The sequence below is a fragment of the Paramuribaculum intestinale genome (genome assembly GCF_003024925.1).
Lineage (GTDB): Bacteria > Bacteroidota > Bacteroidia > Bacteroidales > Muribaculaceae > Paramuribaculum > Paramuribaculum intestinale.
Genome location: NZ_PUED01000035.1, coordinates 1 through 18,149 on the forward strand (window position 1 = coordinate 1; position 18,149 = coordinate 18,149).

Annotated in this window: 17 protein-coding genes and 1 pseudogene; 12 read left to right on the forward strand and 6 right to left on the reverse strand. The window is 54.4% G+C overall.

Annotated features, from left to right (window positions below; genetic code table 11):
* The 7 genes from C5O24_RS04280 to C5O24_RS04310 form a co-directional block, all read left to right on the forward strand.
* A partial coding sequence (locus C5O24_RS04280; protein WP_107681510.1) for a S41 family peptidase occupies positions 1-1,680 on the forward strand: 1,680 nt, incomplete at its 5' end.
* 233 nt (positions 1,681-1,913) lie between these two features.
* Positions 1,914-2,600 carry a thymidine kinase gene (locus tag C5O24_RS04285; protein ID WP_202613063.1) on the forward strand — a complete coding sequence of 229 codons (687 nt, stop codon included), beginning with the start codon at positions 1,914-1,916 and terminating at the stop codon, positions 2,598-2,600.
* Positions 2,597-3,355 (forward strand): DUF3108 domain-containing protein, encoded by a 759-nt coding sequence (locus tag C5O24_RS04290; RefSeq protein ID WP_161553800.1) that lies wholly within the window; start codon positions 2,597-2,599, stop codon positions 3,353-3,355. The genes C5O24_RS04285 and C5O24_RS04290 overlap by 4 nt, the downstream gene beginning before the upstream one ends.
* 61 nt (positions 3,356-3,416) lie before the next feature.
* Positions 3,417-5,177, forward strand: coding sequence for a bifunctional metallophosphatase/5'-nucleotidase (locus C5O24_RS04295; protein ID WP_107035191.1), 1,761 nt, complete (start codon positions 3,417-3,419; stop codon positions 5,175-5,177).
* A gap of 22 nt (positions 5,178-5,199) precedes the next feature.
* Entirely contained in the window at positions 5,200-7,032 is a 1,833-nt protein-coding gene (locus C5O24_RS04300; RefSeq protein WP_107035192.1) for an LTA synthase family protein, read from the forward strand.
* Positions 7,029-7,784 (forward strand): lipopolysaccharide kinase InaA family protein, encoded by a 756-nt coding sequence (locus tag C5O24_RS04305; protein WP_107035193.1) that lies wholly within the window; start codon positions 7,029-7,031, stop codon positions 7,782-7,784. Before C5O24_RS04300 ends, C5O24_RS04305 begins: the two co-directional genes overlap by 4 nt.
* Before the next feature lie 3 nt (positions 7,785-7,787).
* Positions 7,788-8,843: a CDP-glycerol glycerophosphotransferase family protein gene (locus C5O24_RS04310; protein WP_107035194.1), complete on the forward strand. Its 1,056-nt coding sequence runs from the start codon at positions 7,788-7,790 to the stop codon at positions 8,841-8,843.
* 112 nt (positions 8,844-8,955) lie between these two features.
* Here the strand turns inward: C5O24_RS04310 and C5O24_RS04315 are convergent, their stop codons facing one another.
* Complete coding sequence (locus tag C5O24_RS04315; RefSeq protein ID WP_133165460.1) at positions 8,956-9,444, reverse strand: hypothetical protein; 489 nt, start codon at positions 9,442-9,444, stop codon at positions 8,956-8,958.
* A gap of 230 nt (positions 9,445-9,674) precedes the next feature.
* On the opposite strand from C5O24_RS04315, the gene C5O24_RS04320 reads away from it, so the two are divergent.
* From C5O24_RS04320 to C5O24_RS04335, 4 genes and pseudogenes are all read left to right on the forward strand, one after another.
* Complete coding sequence (locus tag C5O24_RS04320; protein WP_107035196.1) at positions 9,675-10,535, forward strand: ATPase; 861 nt, start codon at positions 9,675-9,677, stop codon at positions 10,533-10,535.
* A gap of 34 nt (positions 10,536-10,569) precedes the next feature.
* The gene (serB, locus tag C5O24_RS04325) at positions 10,570-11,799 is read left to right on the forward strand and encodes a phosphoserine phosphatase SerB (RefSeq protein WP_107035197.1); all 1,230 of its coding nucleotides are present in this window, start codon (positions 10,570-10,572) and stop codon (positions 11,797-11,799) included.
* A gap of 40 nt (positions 11,800-11,839) precedes the next feature.
* Positions 11,840-12,007: pseudogene (locus tag C5O24_RS14445) on the forward strand (Crp/Fnr family transcriptional regulator); the annotation flags it as partial.
* 97 nt (positions 12,008-12,104) lie between these two features.
* The gene (locus tag C5O24_RS04335; protein WP_107035198.1) at positions 12,105-13,259 is read left to right on the forward strand and encodes an acyltransferase family protein; all 1,155 of its coding nucleotides are present in this window, start codon (positions 12,105-12,107) and stop codon (positions 13,257-13,259) included.
* A gap of 22 nt (positions 13,260-13,281) precedes the next feature.
* Here the strand turns inward: C5O24_RS04335 and C5O24_RS04340 are convergent, their stop codons facing one another.
* The 4 genes from C5O24_RS04340 to C5O24_RS04355 are packed head-to-tail and all read right to left on the reverse strand — an operon-like array spanning position 13,282 to position 16,876.
* Complete coding sequence (locus tag C5O24_RS04340; protein ID WP_107035299.1) at positions 13,282-14,391, reverse strand: AI-2E family transporter; 1,110 nt, start codon at positions 14,389-14,391, stop codon at positions 13,282-13,284.
* A gap of 13 nt (positions 14,392-14,404) precedes the next feature.
* Positions 14,405-15,283 carry a nucleoside phosphorylase gene (locus tag C5O24_RS04345; protein WP_107035199.1) on the reverse strand — a complete coding sequence of 293 codons (879 nt, stop codon included), beginning with the start codon at positions 15,281-15,283 and terminating at the stop codon, positions 14,405-14,407.
* A 43-nt stretch (positions 15,284-15,326) separates the two neighbouring features.
* Positions 15,327-16,436: a DNA-processing protein DprA gene (dprA, locus tag C5O24_RS04350; protein ID WP_107035200.1), complete on the reverse strand. Its 1,110-nt coding sequence runs from the start codon at positions 16,434-16,436 to the stop codon at positions 15,327-15,329.
* 11 nt (positions 16,437-16,447) lie between these two features.
* Positions 16,448-16,876, reverse strand: a complete 429-nt coding sequence (locus tag C5O24_RS04355; RefSeq protein WP_107035201.1) for an acyl-CoA thioesterase — start codon at positions 16,874-16,876, stop codon at positions 16,448-16,450.
* An 82-nt stretch (positions 16,877-16,958) separates the two neighbouring features.
* On the opposite strand from C5O24_RS04355, the gene C5O24_RS04360 reads away from it, so the two are divergent.
* Positions 16,959-17,330 (forward strand): DMT family protein, encoded by a 372-nt coding sequence (locus C5O24_RS04360; RefSeq protein WP_107035202.1) that lies wholly within the window; start codon positions 16,959-16,961, stop codon positions 17,328-17,330.
* Between the two features lie 127 nt (positions 17,331-17,457).
* On the opposite strand, the gene C5O24_RS04365 is transcribed toward C5O24_RS04360, so the two are convergent.
* Positions 17,458-18,149: NAD(P)-dependent oxidoreductase (locus C5O24_RS04365; RefSeq protein ID WP_107681511.1), on the reverse strand; the 692-nt coding region annotated here is incomplete at its 5' end.

Below are 18,149 nucleotides of genomic sequence, written 5' to 3' on the forward strand. Positions count from 1 at the left end.
GCATTACCATTTGCAATCGCCGCGCAGGAGGCGGACATCAACGCCATTACAGTCCGCCTTGATTCCCTTTACAATGCAGTGCTCACCGCTCCCGGAGCCGAAACCTGTAAGGTCAGATACACCGGATCCGACGGCGCCAAAGCACCAGGAGGATTCCTCTGGCAGCGAGGTCTGGGCAAAGGCTGGACGCAGGGCTTGCGCATCTCGCTCCCGGATGTTTCCCAAAATAAGGCTGCCGAATTCGACAACTTCTTCCAGAAAATAGGCCGCGACAACTTCGTGATACGTTACAACGACCACTGTTCGGCCACTCTCATCGAGCCGCTCAACACAATATATGTCTACGACTACGACAGCGCCGACTCACGTCTTAGCTTCATGAAGGCCACCACCACTGGTGAGATATGTTTGCCAAAGGTATGGACACACTGCGACTCGCTCGATGCTACCAAACACGACCCGCTCGCATTCGCTTCTCGACGGGAACTGGCGCTACTGGGTCTTTCGCGGCTGTGGTCGGGCGTCAGACGCAATTTCGCATTCATGAAGCGCGTGAGACTTGACTGGGACAGTCTCTACGTAGCAAATATGGAGCCTGTGGCCGATGCCGCCCACAACGGTGACGACGAGCGAGTCGGCGAACTGCTGCAACTCATGGCGGCCAGACTTGGTGACGGCCATACATTTGTCTACGGCTACGACCGAAACAAATGTTACACCCCGTTATCGACCGTAATTCTCGACGGACGGGTCTACGCCGATGAGGTCTTGTCGCCTGCACTTGAAGAACAAGGCATAAAACACGGCATGGAGCTTGTCAGCGTCAACGGCATCCCAGTAGCAGAATACGGCTATACCCACGTCATGCCATATATTTCATCCTCCACTCCTCAGTGGAGCGAACACACCGCCTTCAATGGCTACAATCTTCTTGCCACGAAGAAAGGTGAAACCATGCGTATGACGTTCAGAGACGGCAAGACAAATCTTGATGCAGAATACACCCCCGACGGGAAATTCTGGCCCTCGTCACCGCGCGCCATCGAATTCTCGCTTCTTAAGGACAAAGTGGGACTTCTGCGCATCAACAATTTCATGGATGCCGATTTCTGCCAGCAGTTTGACAATATCTATCCCTCCATACTCAAGACACGTGCACTAATAATCGACCTTCGGGGCAACGAGGGCGGCAACTCAGGCAACGGCGACTACATCCTGCGCCATCTCACCTCCGACACCATAAAGACCGGCCAATGGACTTCGCCAGCCTACATTCCTGCTTTTGCGTCTTGGGGCATGGATCAGCCTGTACATCAAGGGGCGGGAAACACCCTGCCGCCCTTTACCGACCGCCCTGTCTTTGACCGCCCGGCAGCTATACTTGTCGACGGGGGAACATTCTCTGCCGCCGAAGATTTCACAGCCGCATTCCGCGGCATGGGACGCGGCATGATTGTAGGTACTCCCACTGCCGGCTCTACCGGCAACGGAGTGCAAATTGTCCTCATACCGGGCGTGGCATACGCCAATATATGTTCCAAACATGACGTAGCACCCGACGGCACCGAGTTCGTAGGCACCGGAATCAAACCCGATATCGAAATCCGGGAGAATTACGACAGCTATTTCGGCACAGCCGGTTCGCCTGTAATCAAGGCCGCCCTGCGCCTGCTCAAGTAGACTGCGGCTAACCGGTCCATATGGTTGGCATACACACACCCTTTCACATAAGAATGGAATACCAGCCTCCAGTGCAACCGCATCAGAATCTTTGACTACAAGCAGTTCACTATGCGACAGCGCTGTGAACTGCTTGAACGTTTGTTTGAACGCTGACGCTCCAACTCATTTTATCAGTCCATTAATTTCCTGTAGATACATATTTTTGTAATTTTGCAAGACAAACGCACACCATGTATCCGCATACCGGTGTGCCCACACTAATCAATTTCAGGAGCATGAACCGCAGAGGCAAGCTATATTTCCGATACGGAACGATGGGATCGGCCAAGACAGCCCTGTTGCTGACGACAGCTTACAACCTTGAGGAAAGAGGCATGAAACACGTATGCCTGAAACCCGTAGTGGACACCCGAGAGAACAACAATGTAATCCGCTCCCGCATCGGCATTGAACGACCCTGTATGTGGATCTATGGCGACACTGACCTATACAGGCTCGCCCAACAACTGTTTGAGGAGAACATGGCTGTCATCGACTGGTTTCTCATCGATGAAGCCCAGTTCCTCACCGAGGCACAGGTCGATCAGCTGTCGCGAGTGGTCGACGACTTCGGCAGCAACGTGATATGCTACGGACTTCGTACAGATTTCCGCTCCAGGCTTTTCGAAGGCTCCAGACGACTGTTTGAGATCGCCGACACCATCGACGAGATCAAATCAACCTGCACATGCGGGCGCAAGACCATTGTAAACGCACGCATCGACGCCAACGGCGACTTCGCCGACTCCGGTCAGCAAGTGGAAATAGGTGGAAATGACCGATACATTTCCGTATGCCGCAAATGCTGGCGCAACAAACGCATAGAGCAAGCCTCACGCTCGGCGCTCCCCTTCCCCGACATCAACTCAAGGCAATGAAAAGACACATCATACTGCTTACAGCCTTGCTGTGTGTAGCACTGACAACGGCCGCACACGGTTTCACCGACGAAACGCTCAATTATAAAGTGATGTTCAAATGGGGCATTGTACACAAGCAGGCCGGCCGCGCAACCCTGAAGCTGACATCGGCTCCCGACCACTTCAAGGCCACACTCTATGCCCGCTCCGAACCGTGGGCCGATCATTTCTACACTCTGCGCGACACACTGATATCCATAATGGACCGCACCGACATGCTTCCGCGCCACTACGAGCGAATAGCCCATGAAGACGGACGGTTTGACCACGACATAATACGCATACAGCGTTCAGGCGACACATTCACAGCCACATCCCACCGCATACGGCGCAAGAAAAAAGGCACCGTCAGCCACTCCGACATCACGCTCAAAGCACAGGGTCCTACAGTCGACCTCGTCAGCGTGTTCTACTATCTGCGCATGCTCGATTTCAAAAACCTGAAATCCGGCTACTCCAAGACCATCAACATTTTCTCCGGAAAAAGAAAAGAACTTCTCACCATAAAATATCTCGGAACGGAAGAGCTGAAACTCGACGGGCGCACATACCCCACCTACCGTATCAGCTTCACATTCACCGACGAAAAGTCGGCTAAGACATCTGACGACATCGACATCTGGATATGGACCGCACCAGGCCATATTCCCCTCAAGCTTGAAGGCAAACTCAAAGTAGGCAAAATACGATGTCTTTATACAGGCAACAACTAAACATCGACATCAATGCCGCCACGTCGATCCGGCTCTTAACATCTCACAGAACGCAACGACAATGACACGCATTAAAATACTCGCTCTCCTTATCATCATGAGCATCACATCAGCGGCAGGAGCCGCAGACACGACAACGCAACCACCCCGGGAAGTGCGGCTGAAAATAGTCGAGACATCCGACGTCCATGGCAATTTCTTCCCCTACAACTTCATCACACGCACTCCATGGAACGGCAGCATGGCGCGAGTAGCCACATTCGTTGATTCACTCCGCTCATCCGACGGCCCTGAATCAGTTATACTGCTCGACAACGGCGATATACTCCAGGGACAGCCGACGGTCTACTACTACAATTTTGTCGATACCGCATCGCGTCATATCGCCTCCGAAATCTACGACTATATGTCGTACGATGCCGCCACCATAGGCAACCACGATGTGGAAACCGGCCACAAGGTGTACGACCGCTGGATCGAAGCTACCGACGTGCCCATAATGGGCGCCAACGTCATCGACACCGCCACCGGACTCCCATACCTCAGACCATACACGATAATAGAGCGCCAGGGCATCCGGACGGCCGTCATCGGAATGCTCACCCCGGGCATACCAATGTGGCTCCCCGAACCGCTATGGAGCGGCCTCAGATTCGAGGACATCACCACATCGGCACAAAAATGGGTGGAAACCGTCCGGCGTAAGGAAAACCCCGACATCGTCATCGGACTCTTCCACTCGGGATATTCCGACGCCTCCAGACGTCCGGGGCTGACAGAGAACGCCTGTCTTGAAGTAGCCCGCAACGTTGCCGGATTCGACGCCATACTCGGAGGACACGACCACCAGCGCGCCAACCGCATCGTGACCAATCCCGAAGGCCGGCCGGTCGTACTGCTGAATCCCGCCAACGATGCCAAGGCGGTAGGAGTGCTTGACATTACACTTTCAATCGACTCCGATGGAACAATCATCGACAAGCGTATAACAGGATCGCTCGCCGATGTCGACACTCTCAATCCGTCGCCTGAGTATATGTCGCATTTCGGAGCGCAACGCCAGGCCGTAGAGAACTTCACCGGACGTATCATAGGCCGCAGCGAAGGACTGTTTGACTCCTCGGAGTCACTTTTCGGCCCGTCACCTTTCATGACACTAATCCACCGGCTGCAGCTTCAGCTGACAGGCGCCGACATCTCATTTGCCGCACCACTGTCGATCGACGCCGTGATCAAGCCCGGCGATGTAAGGGTAAGCGACATGTTCGGCCTCTACAAATACGAGAACATGCTCCTCACAATGAAGCTCACCGGCAGGGAGATCCGCGATTATCTCGAGGAATCATACTCCATCTGGGTCGACACCGCCGCCACAAATCCCGGGAGACATCTGCTGCTGTTCAGATCAAAGCGACCCTCGGCCAACGACAACCGGCTGCGCAATCCGGCATACAATTTCGACTCCGCCGCAGGCATCGAATACACTGTCGACATCACGCAGCCCAAAGGCAAACGTGTCAACATCACATCCATGGCCGACGGCACACCGTTCGACCCGGCACACACCTACACAGTAGCCGTAAACTCCTATCGCGGGAACGGCGGAGGCGACCTTATGACACGCGGAGCCGGACTCAGCAAGGAGGAGATGAAGCAGCGTACAGTTGCAAGCACCGACATCGACCTACGATACTACATGATGAAAGAGATAGAAAAGAACGGCACCATCACCCCGACGACTGATCACAACTGGCGGTTTGTGCCCGAAGCGCTCGCCGATTCACTTTCAGAAACCGACCGGAAAATCATCAAAGGCCATTGATTCCTCATTCATCTGCACGACCATGTTGAGATACATCTGCAAGATACTGTTCACATTCGCACTCACGGTAGCCATTTCGGTTATTGGAAAAATAGTGTTCGTATTCTGTCATACCGACATATACGACCCGTTCGGCATGCGACAGATCATGGCTGCCATAGTCCACGGACTACCCATGGACTGCACCATCGCCGCCTACATATCCATCCTGCCGGCCATTCTGGCAATCGCCCACCTGTGGACTGACAGCCGTATGCTGTCGGCAATCGAACGCGCATATTTCATAATCGTCAGCCTGTTGTGCGGCACCGTATTCGTTCTCGACACAGCCCTTTATACCCACTGGGGCTTCAAGCTCGACATGACCCCGATATTCTACTTCATCACCTCACCTGCCGCTGTCATCGGCGGTATGACTGCGGCGCAGAAGGCCGGAGGCCTGTCGTGCATAGTGCTGTCGGCTGTAATCATCTACCTGCTCTACAACCATGCAGTGATCAGGCTGCAGCTCCCCCGCCCCAACAGAGACGCCCGATTGAAAGCCACAGCCGTGATGATCCTGGCCACAGCCCTGCTTTTCATCCCCTTGCGCGGCGGATTCACCGTTTCGACAATGAATCCCGGACGTGCATACTTCAGCCCGGAAATGAAACTCAACCATGCGGCCACAAATCCGGTGTTCAATCTACTCTATTCGGCAACCCACCAGAACAAGGAGCTGAAAACCCTCAATTCGATTGACGACCGTCAGCTCGCAGATCTTGAACCGCATCTCATCGCCACATCGCTGCGACAATGCATCCCCGACACCACACTGCTGTCAGCCTCACGACCCGACATCTACATAATACTGCTTGAAAGCTTCTCAACACACCTTATGCCCTCCATGGGAGGCGAAGCGATAGCCACACGGCTCGACAGCATCGCATCCGCCGGACTGAGCTTCACTGAATTCTACGCCAACAGCTTCCGCACCGATCGTGCTCTGGCATCCGTACTGTCGGCCTATCCCGGCATACCTACCGTAAGCGTAATGAAGTCAGTGGGGAAAATTGAGTCTCTGCCATCCCTGCCGCTCGCCCTCAAAGATGCCGGCTATGACCTCACCTACTATTACGGCGGCGACATCAATTTCACCAACATGCGTGCCTTGCTCGCTGCCGGAGGCTTCAGCCGCATAGTGTCCGACACCGACTTCCCGATCACCCAACGGCTCGGCAAATGGGGAGCACACGACGATATACTTTTCAGCCGCGTAGAGCATGATCTGGCTTCCGCCCGCGACAACGGCGCCCCCAGGCTTACAGTCATCCAGACCTCAAGCAGCCATGAGCCGTTCGATGTACCTGCGACCATCCTCCCCGGCAAGGAAGCCAACGCGTTCGCATTCACCGACAGCATTGTCGGACGGTTTGTCGACAAACTCAGCCTGACACCACGATGGGACTCCACACTCGTCGTACTTGTCGCCGACCACTACGGATGCCACCCGCGCAATCTGACATCGATGCGTGACCGTCACCACATACCGCTTGTCATGACCGGCGGCGCGCTCCGCCGCCACGGCACGATCGACATCCCCGCGTCGCAAACCGACATCGCGGCCACACTCCTCGGTATGCTCGGCATCGACCACAGCCGATTCACATTCTCGAAAGACATATTCGACAGCTCATCCCCGAAATTCGCCTACTTCGCACGCCCCGAAGAAGCCGCAATGCTCGATACTTGCGGCTATCACGTCATCGACATCTACACAGGCGGCACTCTGGAAAATGAAGGGAAAAGCGACTCCACACTCCTGCGGCTCAAAGCCTATCTCCAGCTACTCAACCACGACTTCAACCAACGATGAAAATAACCATCTCACCCCAATACGAATATCTCCGGCCATATCTCTCCGATATCACCACCCACTTCGACTATGGCCGGGAGATACACTCCGGACGCAACCATATCAGAGTGATCAGCCCCGACGGCCATCTGCAGCTCAACGTCAAACGATACGCCATACCCCACTGGCCAAACCGTCTTATCTACTCCTGCTTTCGCCGCCCCAAGGGAATAAGGGCATTCACATACCCTGAACACCTCATTGCAGCAGGCATAGACACTCCCGCTCCGGTAGCCTACATCGAGGAGCGCACCGCCGGTCTCATAGGCTACACCTACTTCGTCAGCCTGCAGTCCGAACTGCCCGGACGACTCTACGAACTCGGCAACGCACGCATGGATCGCCCCGAACATATCAGCCTCGCACGCGACCTCGCGCGGTTTGCAGCCCACATACATGAGGCACATCTGACACACCTCGACTTCTCCCCCGGCAATATCCTCTACGAAACTCTCCCCGACGGTTCACACCGCTTCGCACTCGTCGACATCAACCGCATGCGTTTCGGCGAAGTCGACATCAAGAGAGGATGCGCCAACTTCGCACGGCTATGGGGACAACCGAAGTTGTTCGAATTGCTGGCTAAGGAATACGCCGCAGCACGCGGATTCGACCCCGAAGAATGCTTCCGGCTCATGATGGATGCGCGCCGGCGGTTCTGGAGCCGCTTTGTGCGACGCCACAAAGTGAAATACGATCTCATACTTGACTGAACGATGGAACGATCACCACGCCGTTACCTGCTCTACGCATCGCTGAGCTACGCCTACGCCATACTCCGGCCACTTCAGGAGGAGATCCGTCGCCGGGGCGACGAGGCAGCATGGTTTCTCGAACCCTCATGCCCGGACATGCTTCTTCTCGACGAACGACGCATATCCACACTCCGCGACGCCATACGGTGGAATCCGATTGCCATATTCGCGCCCGGCAACCATATCCCCGACTTCCTTCCGGGAGTGAAGGTAGCCGTATTCCATGGCTACCCGATGAAAAAGAGGATAGAAAAAATCGACGACCATTTCACTATCCGTGGATGGTTTGACATATACTGCACACAGGGGCCAAGCTCCACTCCCTATTTCCGTATGCTTGAAAAGCGCCACGGCTTTTTCAAAGTCTACGAGACCGGATGGACTAAAGCCGACTCCTTCTTCCGCAACAGCAACCATGTCGAGCGCTCATCGGATCGACCGGTGATACTCTACTCCCCCACCTTCACCAAAGGTATTTCATCGGCATGGGATCTGTTGCCGACAATAACTCACCTTGCTGCAACCCGTCAATGGGACTGGATCATCACATTCCATCCCAAACTCGATGACCAGCAACTCATCGACGACTATCAGCGCATGGCCGACAAGATGCCAAACGTGGAATTCGCACGGCTTAACAAAGGACTTGAAACATTCCTGCGAAGCGACGTCATGCTCTGTGACTCATCAAGCATTACTGTGGAATACATGATGCTCGGCAAACCGGTGGTCACCTATCGCAACACCCATCCCGGACCACATCTGATCGACGTCAGAAACGCCGACGACATCGGACAGGCCATTGAAACCGCACTGACCCGCCCTCCCGAACTGATGAAAGAGATCGACCGATATACATCCCATCACGAAGCTCACCGCGACGGACATAACTCATCGCGCGTGCTTGAAGCTGTAGACGACTTCATAGCCCATCACGCAGGCCATCTGCACCGTAAACCGCTCAATCTTATCCGACGCCTGAAACTGCGCCTGAAACTGCGGTATTACCACCTCTGAAAAAGAAACAAACACATTATCCCCGCAGAAAATTCATCAGGATTTTTTCTGCGGGGATAATGTGTTTGTATGGATGCCGCTCACGCAGCGTCACTCATCGCCGTCGCCAGCTTCACAGAGCCACACCTTGACCCGATGCAGCTGCTGTCCCATTGGTCTGCTGACGATTGGCGCCACGCATGCGGTCATTCTTGCGGTTCTTGTCCTTGCCGTTTTTACGATCCTTGTCAAACTTACGACCGTCGGCACGCATGGCCCGGCCATTGACAAAATTGTTTTCCAGCATCTGCACGTACTGCTCCGGAGTGAGAATCTTCTTCATCTCCGCAAGATAATTCTTGCGTTCGGTCTGGCGCATACCGGCCTTCTGCTGCCGGTCCTTGTCCCGCTGGTCGCGCCGCGCCTGCAGTTCCTTCTGCCTGCTGGCCTGCAGAGCTGCGATCTCGGCCTTCTGTTTTTCGGTCAGGGTGATGCCCTGCAGACAGCATACCGGCTGTTTGTCGCGTGCGGCGTCATTCTTCTTCACATTGTCATCGGCCATCGCTGTCATGCTTCCAAGGCCTATTGTTGCTGCGAGCGCAAAGGCTGCTATTCTATTCATTTTTTCATATAGTTTTTTCTTACGTTTGTTTTGTCGTTTCTTCGAAGTCAACGCTTATTTGACCGGATTCGTTGAATGAGGTTTAACCCTTCACCGCCTATTTAACCGATTTTACGGTTTAGCTTAAATTTTACTACACATCGACTGCCGTCGGTATAGCCTGCTGACTTCATCGCATTTTTTGCTCTTACGATAATGTATTTATAAGGGCATTTTGTTAAATTTGTAGCATGAAACTAATTGCCGACTGCGGAAGCACCACCACCAAATGGGCTATGGTCGGCGACAGCGGCGCGATTGTGGAGCGATTCACATCGCCTGGCATGAACGCAAGCCTGCTGTCGCCCGACGACCTACACACCACACTATTGTGTTCGCTGCCATCGTCGCGCCGTGCCCAGGAGATCGACACGGTGCATTTTTACGCTGCCGGATGCCGCACCGGCGCCCAGCGTGCCACGATAGCCGATGCCCTCGGAGCCGTCTATCCCAAAGCACGCATATATGTCGACGGCGACCTCATTGCCGCCGCACGAGCCTTGTGCGGCCACAACGAAGGGATCGCATGCATCATGGGCACCGGATCCAACTGTTGCCTGTATAGCCCCGACAATGGAGGACGTATCGTCAGATCCATATCACCGCTCGGATACGTGCTCGGCGACGAAGGATCCGGCTCAGCCATAGGCCGTCGACTTGTGGCCGACGCACTGCGCGGCATACTGCCTGACGACCTCTGTCAGGCCGTCATGGAGTTTGCCGGCACCGACGCCACCGGAATCATCGAACACATCTACCGGCGGCACGACGCCAACCGGTTTCTTGCATCGTTCGCACGTCTGGCAAGCGACCATATTGACCGTCCGGAGATCGAAGCGATTGTCGACGGCTGCTTCGACGCATTCATCGAACGCAACCTGATGCTCCTACCCGGCTACGACACACTTCCGATAGGCTTCTGCGGATCCATCGCCGCCAACTTCACGCCACGACTCGAAGCCGCGCTCGACCGCCACGGCCTCAAAGCCTCCGACATCGTGGCCTCGCCAATGCATGGACTGATACAATATCATGCCTGCCGACAGAAATAACCATCACACATATATCCCTTAAACCAATACAATTATGAAAACCGACCGTGACAGCAATATAGAACTGATGCTGCTTAACATCACCGGCAACGACCGTCCGGGAGTGACCGTTGAGCTTTCGGAAATACTCGCGCGATACGACGCTACAATACTTGACATCGGACAGGCCGACATACACCACACACTCGCACTCGGCATACTCATCAAGACCGACAGCCGTGTGTCGGGCGACCTGATGAAAGACCTCCTGTTCAAGGCCTACGAACTCGATGTCAACATCCGTTTCAGTCCGGTCAGCGCCGATGAATACCAACAGTGGGTCGGACTTCAAGGAAAGGACCGATGGATAATCACACTCCTCGGCCGACGGCTGACGGCCGCCGCGATAGCCGATGTCAGCCGTGTGGTGGCCGAGATGGGGCTTAACATCGACGGAATAAAACGACTGACCGGACGAATGCCGCTGCACGGCGAGAATCCGCTCAGCAAATCGTGCGTACAGATATCGGTCAGAGGCAATCTCGACGACCAGACGGAGATGCAGAAGCGCTTCATGGAGATCGCCAATCTCCGCGAAGTGGATATATCGCTTCAGGAAGACACCATGTACCGACGTGCACGGCGACTCGTATGCTTCGACATGGACTCCACACTGATAGGCACTGAAGTGATCGACGAACTCGCCGACCGCGCCGGAGTCGGAGCCGAAGTCAGAGCGATCACCGAAAGCGCCATGCGCGGAGAGATTGACTTCTGCGAAAGCTTCACCCGTCGGGTAGCGCTCCTCAAGGGACTCGACGAAAGCGTGATGCGCGACATAGCCGAAAACCTTCCGATCACCGAAGGAGTGGACCGTATGATGACAGCACTCAAACGCACTGGCTACAAGACAGCTATACTCTCCGGCGGATTCACATATTTCGGCAACTACCTCAAACAACGCTTCGGATTTGACTATGTCTATGCCAACGAACTGGAGATCAAAGACGGCAAACTCACCGGCCGGCATCTGGGCGATATAGTCGACGGACGCAGAAAAGCCGAACTGCTCCGGCTGCTCGCGCAGGTGGAGAATGTCAACATCAAACAGACCATAGCCGTAGGCGACGGAGCCAACGACCTCCCTATGCTCGCCACCGCCGGACTCGGCATAGCATTCCACGCCAAACCCAAGGTGAAAGCCACCGCCGACCAGTCGCTTTCGACCATCGGACTCGACGGCATACTCTACTTCATCGGATTCAAAGACTCGCTGATATCATGAGCCACTGGCCGATGATGACCAACATCATACATCAGAATGACACCGCTCCCACAAATAACGGCTGACGCTTCCGGCGGCCGAACGCTACGAGGCGTTCAGGCTGCAGTTTCCCGAAGTGTGCCGACGGGCCAAACTCGGATACATAGCCTCATATCTCGGCATCACGCTCCCTACACTGTCGCGCCTGCGGCGTAACCGCCGAATTTGACGCAGATCAAAAATTTTCATCTTCAGCATAAGTAGTTTTGCACGACGGAAACACTCCGCCGAATAATTCTCCACAGTCAAACAACCAAACTACAAATATGTCGGCATTCACAGCATCACGGATTTTCTCCACCTCAAAGCCCCACTACGAACTTCTCGACGGCCTGCGCGGAGTCGCGGCCCTTATGGTGATATGGTATCACTTCTTCGAGGGATTCGCCACATCTCCGGTCGATCAAGGATTCAACCACGGCTATCTGGCCGTCGACTTTTTCTTCGTCCTGTCGGGCTTCGTGATAGGCTATGCCTACGACGGCCGGTGGCGTCAGGGGCTTACCAAAGGAGAATTCATGCTGCGGCGTGTCATCCGCCTTCATCCGATGCTTGTCATGGGAGTGGTGTTCGGCGTCGTAGCCTTTATGATACAGGGCTCCGAACAGTGGGATCACACTCCGGTAGCGTCATGGTCTGTCATGCTGTGCTTCCTGCTCGGCATACTGATGCTTCCGGCACTCCCCCACACAGCTGCCGAAGTCAGAGGCAACGGAGAGATGTTTCCGCTCAACGGTCCGGCCTGGTCGCTGTTTTTTGAATATATCGCAAGCATAGCCTACGCTGTGGTGCTCCACCGTCTTTCAGGCCGTGCCCTGCGATGGGTTGTGGCCCTCAGCGGCATAGGTCTTGCCCTTACGGCTGTCATGAATCTTTCAGGAGCCTACCATATCGGCAACGGATGGACGGCCGCCGACTACGGGTGGCTTGGCGGCCTGCTCCGGGTGTCGTTCTCATTCAGCATCGGCCTGCTCATGTCGAGAGGATTCAAGCCCGTCAGAATCCGTGGAGCCTTCTGGATCTGCAGCGCCACTATCATAGGCGTTATGTGCGTGCCCTATATCACACCCGACGGCAATCCGAGCGTATGGAACGGCATATTCGACTCCGTGATGACACTCGCCGTGTTCCCCGCAGTGGTATATCTCGGCGCATCCGGCTGCACCACCGACCGCATATCTCGTGGACTGTGCGACTTTTTCGGCAATATTTCATATCCGATCTATATCATACACTATCCGTTCATGTATCTTCTTTACGCATGGATATGGGCTGCACCGACCGAACGTGCCTTCGCCGACATCTGGCCTCTGTGCGTGGCGATGTGGTTCGGACTGATATTGCTCGCATGGGTGCTTCTCAAAGTCTACGACGAACCGGTCCGACGCTGGCTCAACCGCAAGGCGTTCGGCTCACGCTGACCGTACTCCGATCGCCCGACTACTATTCATCAGCCATGACCGGCCCATGCTCATCGGATCGCTCTACCCTGTCAATGACATAATGGTCGTAATACGACAGCAGCAGAGTGGTCAGCGGCAGTGCTATTATCAGGCCGATGAATCCGAGCAATGTGCCCCACACCGACAGCGACAGCAGTATTATGGCCGGATTAAGCCCCATCGACTTGCCCATTATGCGCGGAGTCAGTATCAGATCCTGTATAGCCTGCACTACGCAATACACCGCTATGGCCTGCCAGAAAATGCTCCAGAAATCACCACCCCCGCCGGCCGCATAGACCATGCAGAGTATGATAGTAGGCACTATCGACACCAGCTGAAGATACGGCACCATATTCAGCAATCCGATAAACAGACCGAGCACCACAGCCATCGGCAGACCGATTATCAGGAATCCGGCCGTGAACAGCAGTCCGACTATGAAGGCCACCAGTGCCTGACCACGGAAATAATGGTTCATCGACACCTTGATATCGCTGCCTACCTTGAACACAATCGGACGGTATTTCGGCGGCACCATGCGGCGTATGGCCATGAAAAACCGTGGATAGTCGATCATTATAAACACCACATAGAGCACCACTATAAACCAGTTGAATATACCAAGCAACAGAGATATGGATCCGGTAAGTATATTCCATGTGGTCGACACCACACTTTCTATCAGCGACATCCACTCCTGTTTGGTCAGCATGTCGGATATCGCGGCAAAGTCCACCTGACTCTTTATGAACTCATGGATACCTGCCGGCAGAAAAGATATATGTATCTCGCTCGAGGCATAATTGCGAAGTATCCGGGCCATGGAATGCATCTCTTCGGTAAGCATCGGCACCAGAAACCATCCCAATACCGACAGAAAGAACACCGACTCGAAGAGCGTCACGAATATTGCCACCACACGTCCTCTGAGATGCAGCAGACGCCGGTTGAACTGCACAAACGGCTCAAACATATAAGCGATCAGGCATGCCACAAAAAATGGCAGCAACACATTGCGCAGTATATTGACAAGCCATAATACACCGCATATCACCACTACGGTGATTATCAGTCTGACGACACGGTCGAATGTAAACGGACGGGGCATAGTCTGCGACATTTCAGGAAACAAACCGATCAAGCACCGTAGCTATCAGATCCTCGACCGCAGTGCGGTAATTGGGAGTAGCGTTGCCGTTCATACGGTTGGCTATTATCGAGCATACGGTCATGGCTCTGTGACCCATAAGCAACGACAGTCCCTGAAGCGGAGCCGACTCCATCTCATAGTTGGTGATGCGCTGGGAATCATAGCTCAACGATTCCAGACGGCTGTTAATATCCGGATTGGCAAGCGGCAGACGCAGTTCACGTCCCTGCGGACCGTAGAAGCCCACAGCCGATATCGTATTGCCTCTCACCATATCGTCGCGGCCTATCTGATCCACCAGTCCGGGATCGGAAGCCACCACGTAGGGACGCGCCCAGAGAGGATTCCATCCCGTATGGCTGCATAACGCCCGCTCATAGTCCAGATCGGCCACCTCATCGCGCCCTGCATAATAGTTGAGTACACCGTCAAAACCTATCGACTTGACTGCTATGACCGGTGTCCCTACAGGTATATCGGGCTGAAGAGAGCCTGAAGTGCCTATTCTCACCATCTGCAGACTGCGCCGGCGATCCTTCACTTCCCGCGTGACGAAATCCACGTTGGCAAGCGCATCCAACTCATTGACAACGATGTCGATATTGTCAGGCCCGATGCCGTGACTCAGACACATTATCCGCTCGCCGCGAAGCGTTCCGCCCATGGTGCGGAACTCACGGCTCTGTACCGTGAAATCGATACTGTCGAAATGTTCCGCCACAAGATCCACTCTCGCAGGATCACCCACGAGTATTATCTTGTCGGCAAGCTGCTCAGGCTTGAGATGCAGATGAAACACACTCCCGTCGGAGTTGATTATAAGTTCGGATGACTCTATTGTCTTTGCCATGATATTACTGTTTTATTCTGCTTGACATATATTGACTCGATGACTATGCCGGACGATATTTAGCGCCGGGATAAGGCAACACAAGTCCTTTGAATTCCATTTCTATAAGCATACCCGTAAGACGTCCCACAGGTATGTCAAGGTCCACCGACAGACGATTGATCTGCGCCTCTCCTCTCTCTCTGAGATAGTCCATCACCGACTGTTCTTCGCCACTGATTTCAGGAAAAAGCGTCGACTGAGCGGTCTCCTGCTGCCGTCGGGGCCAACGCATGGCGTCGATCAGATCGTCGGCCGAACCTACCAGCGACGCCACATTGCGTCTTATAAGGCTGTTGCATCCGGCGCTGTATATATCCGACGTACGTCCGGGCAAAGCGAATACATCCCGGTCATAGTCCGAGGCTATACGGGCTGTCACCATCGCACCACCCTTTTCGGCCGACTCCACTACTACCAGACAGTCGCTTATGCCGGCCACGATACGGTTGCGGGCAAGAAAATTGCCTTTATGGACCGCTGCCGAACTCATATAGTCGGTAAGCAGCAGTCCGCCGCTTCTCACCATCTCTACCGCCGTATTGCGGTGTGCCGCAGGATATATGGTGTTCAGACCATGGGCAAGCACCGCCACGGTTGGCAACCCGCACTCTATCGCTGCCCTGTGGGCTGCGACGTCGATGCCGTATGCCAGACCGCTGACCACTGCCACCGGTGCGCCGACACGCGACGCCAGCCCCTCCACAAGCTTGCGGCAGAAATCCACTCCGTAGGGAGTAGCATGGCGCGTGCCTACCACACCTACCGTCAGGACATCGTTCAGCCTGCAACTACCCGTCGAATACAGCATCAGCGGAGCGTCGGTGCAGTCATGCAGCCGCGAAGGATAATCGGCATCCGTAAAATAGGTCGCATCCACATGGCCGGCCTCCGTAAAGTCAGCCTCGACCTCGGCCGCCTTCAGCAGTCCGTCGCGATACTGACGGTCGAATATTCTGTTGGAAAAGCCCATGACCGCAGCAAGTTGCCTGTCGGTAGCCTCGAAAAAAGCCTCTTCCGACCCGATTCGGGCCAGAATCTCGCGGGCAAGCATCTGGTTGATGCCGCGAAGCTGCGAGAAAGCTATTCGGAGCGAAAGCTGACGGCGGTCCATATCCACTTGTATCAACCGTTGATATACTCAGAGAAAGCCTCGGCGAGAGCATCGCCGCGTGTCAGGCGTCCCTGCTCCAGACACACCACCTCCACTCTGGCTCTCACCACAGGCTCGCCGCTGGGATTACGGAATATATCCTGACGGAATATAAATTTCGCGCCCTCGCGGCTCATCGAAAGACACGAATCCATAGCGTCGCCCGACCGAAGCGGAGTGAGATACTCTATCTCAACCTTACGCAACACAGGATCGATGCCACGCTCATGCATGGATGCAAACGACATGCCGGCCGCCGTGCAGAAGGCATGACGCGTATGTTCAAGATAGTGCAGATAATTGGCATTATTCACTATCCCCTGCACATCAAGCTCGTAATCGCGCACAGTTAGCGGCAACACAAAGTCGTAGTCATTGCTGTTGACTTGGTTTTTGGCCATAATTGAATAGAATTTTCTGTAAAAATACGCAAAAAAAGCGGGTTGATAAGTAAATTTGCATGCAAATTTTAATTACATCATTATGTCACCCGCATTATCTACAATAATTCTGCTCGTAATCAGCAACATATTCATGACATTCGCCTGGTATGGCCATCTCAGGCTGTCGGCGTCGGGAGTATCGGCTTCATGGCCTCTCTACGCTGTCATACTGTTCTCATGGGGAGTGGCTCTGCTCGAATACTGCTGTCAGGTACCCGCCAACCGTATTGGATACGAGGGTAACGGTGGCCCGTACTCACTCATACAGCTCAAAGTGATGCAGGAAGTGATCACTCTTGTGGTGTTCGTAGTGTTCAGCATCATGGCCTTCGAGGGATTCGAACTGCGATGGAATCATATCGCAGCCTTTGCACTGCTTGTGGGTGCCGTCTACCTCGTGTTCATGAAATAATCCTCCGGCGACAATTATAGACGAAGCCTGCAACGACACGCAAGGCGCTGTGTCAGAATCGATTTTGACACAGCGCCTTTGATTTTCGGTTCTATAATGAAGAGGTGCCGTAACGGCTCATCCCACATTATTTATTGACACGGAAGGTATCCACACCGTTGTTCAGAAAGTCTACTATCTGGCGGGCGGCAGCTATGCCGGCGTTGATATTGGCTTCACTTGTCTGTGCGCCCATCTTCTTGGGAGTGAAAAACACCCGGTCACCGAAGCGCGCTGTCAGCTCATCGGCATTGTCGGGCTTCACATCCGCCACATATTTGATATCTGGCCTCTGTTCGAGTGCTTGCGCGAGTCCCTCCTCGTCGATCACTTCTTTGCGGGCCGTATTAATCAGGACTCCACCTTTTGGCATAAGGGTGATCAGATCACGCCCTACCGAACGGCGGGTAGCGTCGGTGGCCGGAATATGGAGCGACACTATCTTATTGTCGGCATAAAGCGATTCCACGCTATGCACAGGCTTTACTCCCGCTTCCGCCATCACCTCGTCGGGGCAGAACGGATCGAGAGCCGACACCTCCATGCCGAATCCCTTGGCTATACGGGCCACGTTGCGACCCACCTGACCGAAAGCATGTATGCCGAGAGTCTTTTCCTTAAGCTCGGAGCCGGATGTGCCGTTGTAGCCGTTCCGCACAGCCATCACGGCGAGACCGAACACCAGTTCGGCTACAGCATTGGAATTCTGTCCCGGAGTATTCTCCACGCATATACCACGCGCCGTGGCTGCCTGAAGATCCACATTGTCATAACCGGCAC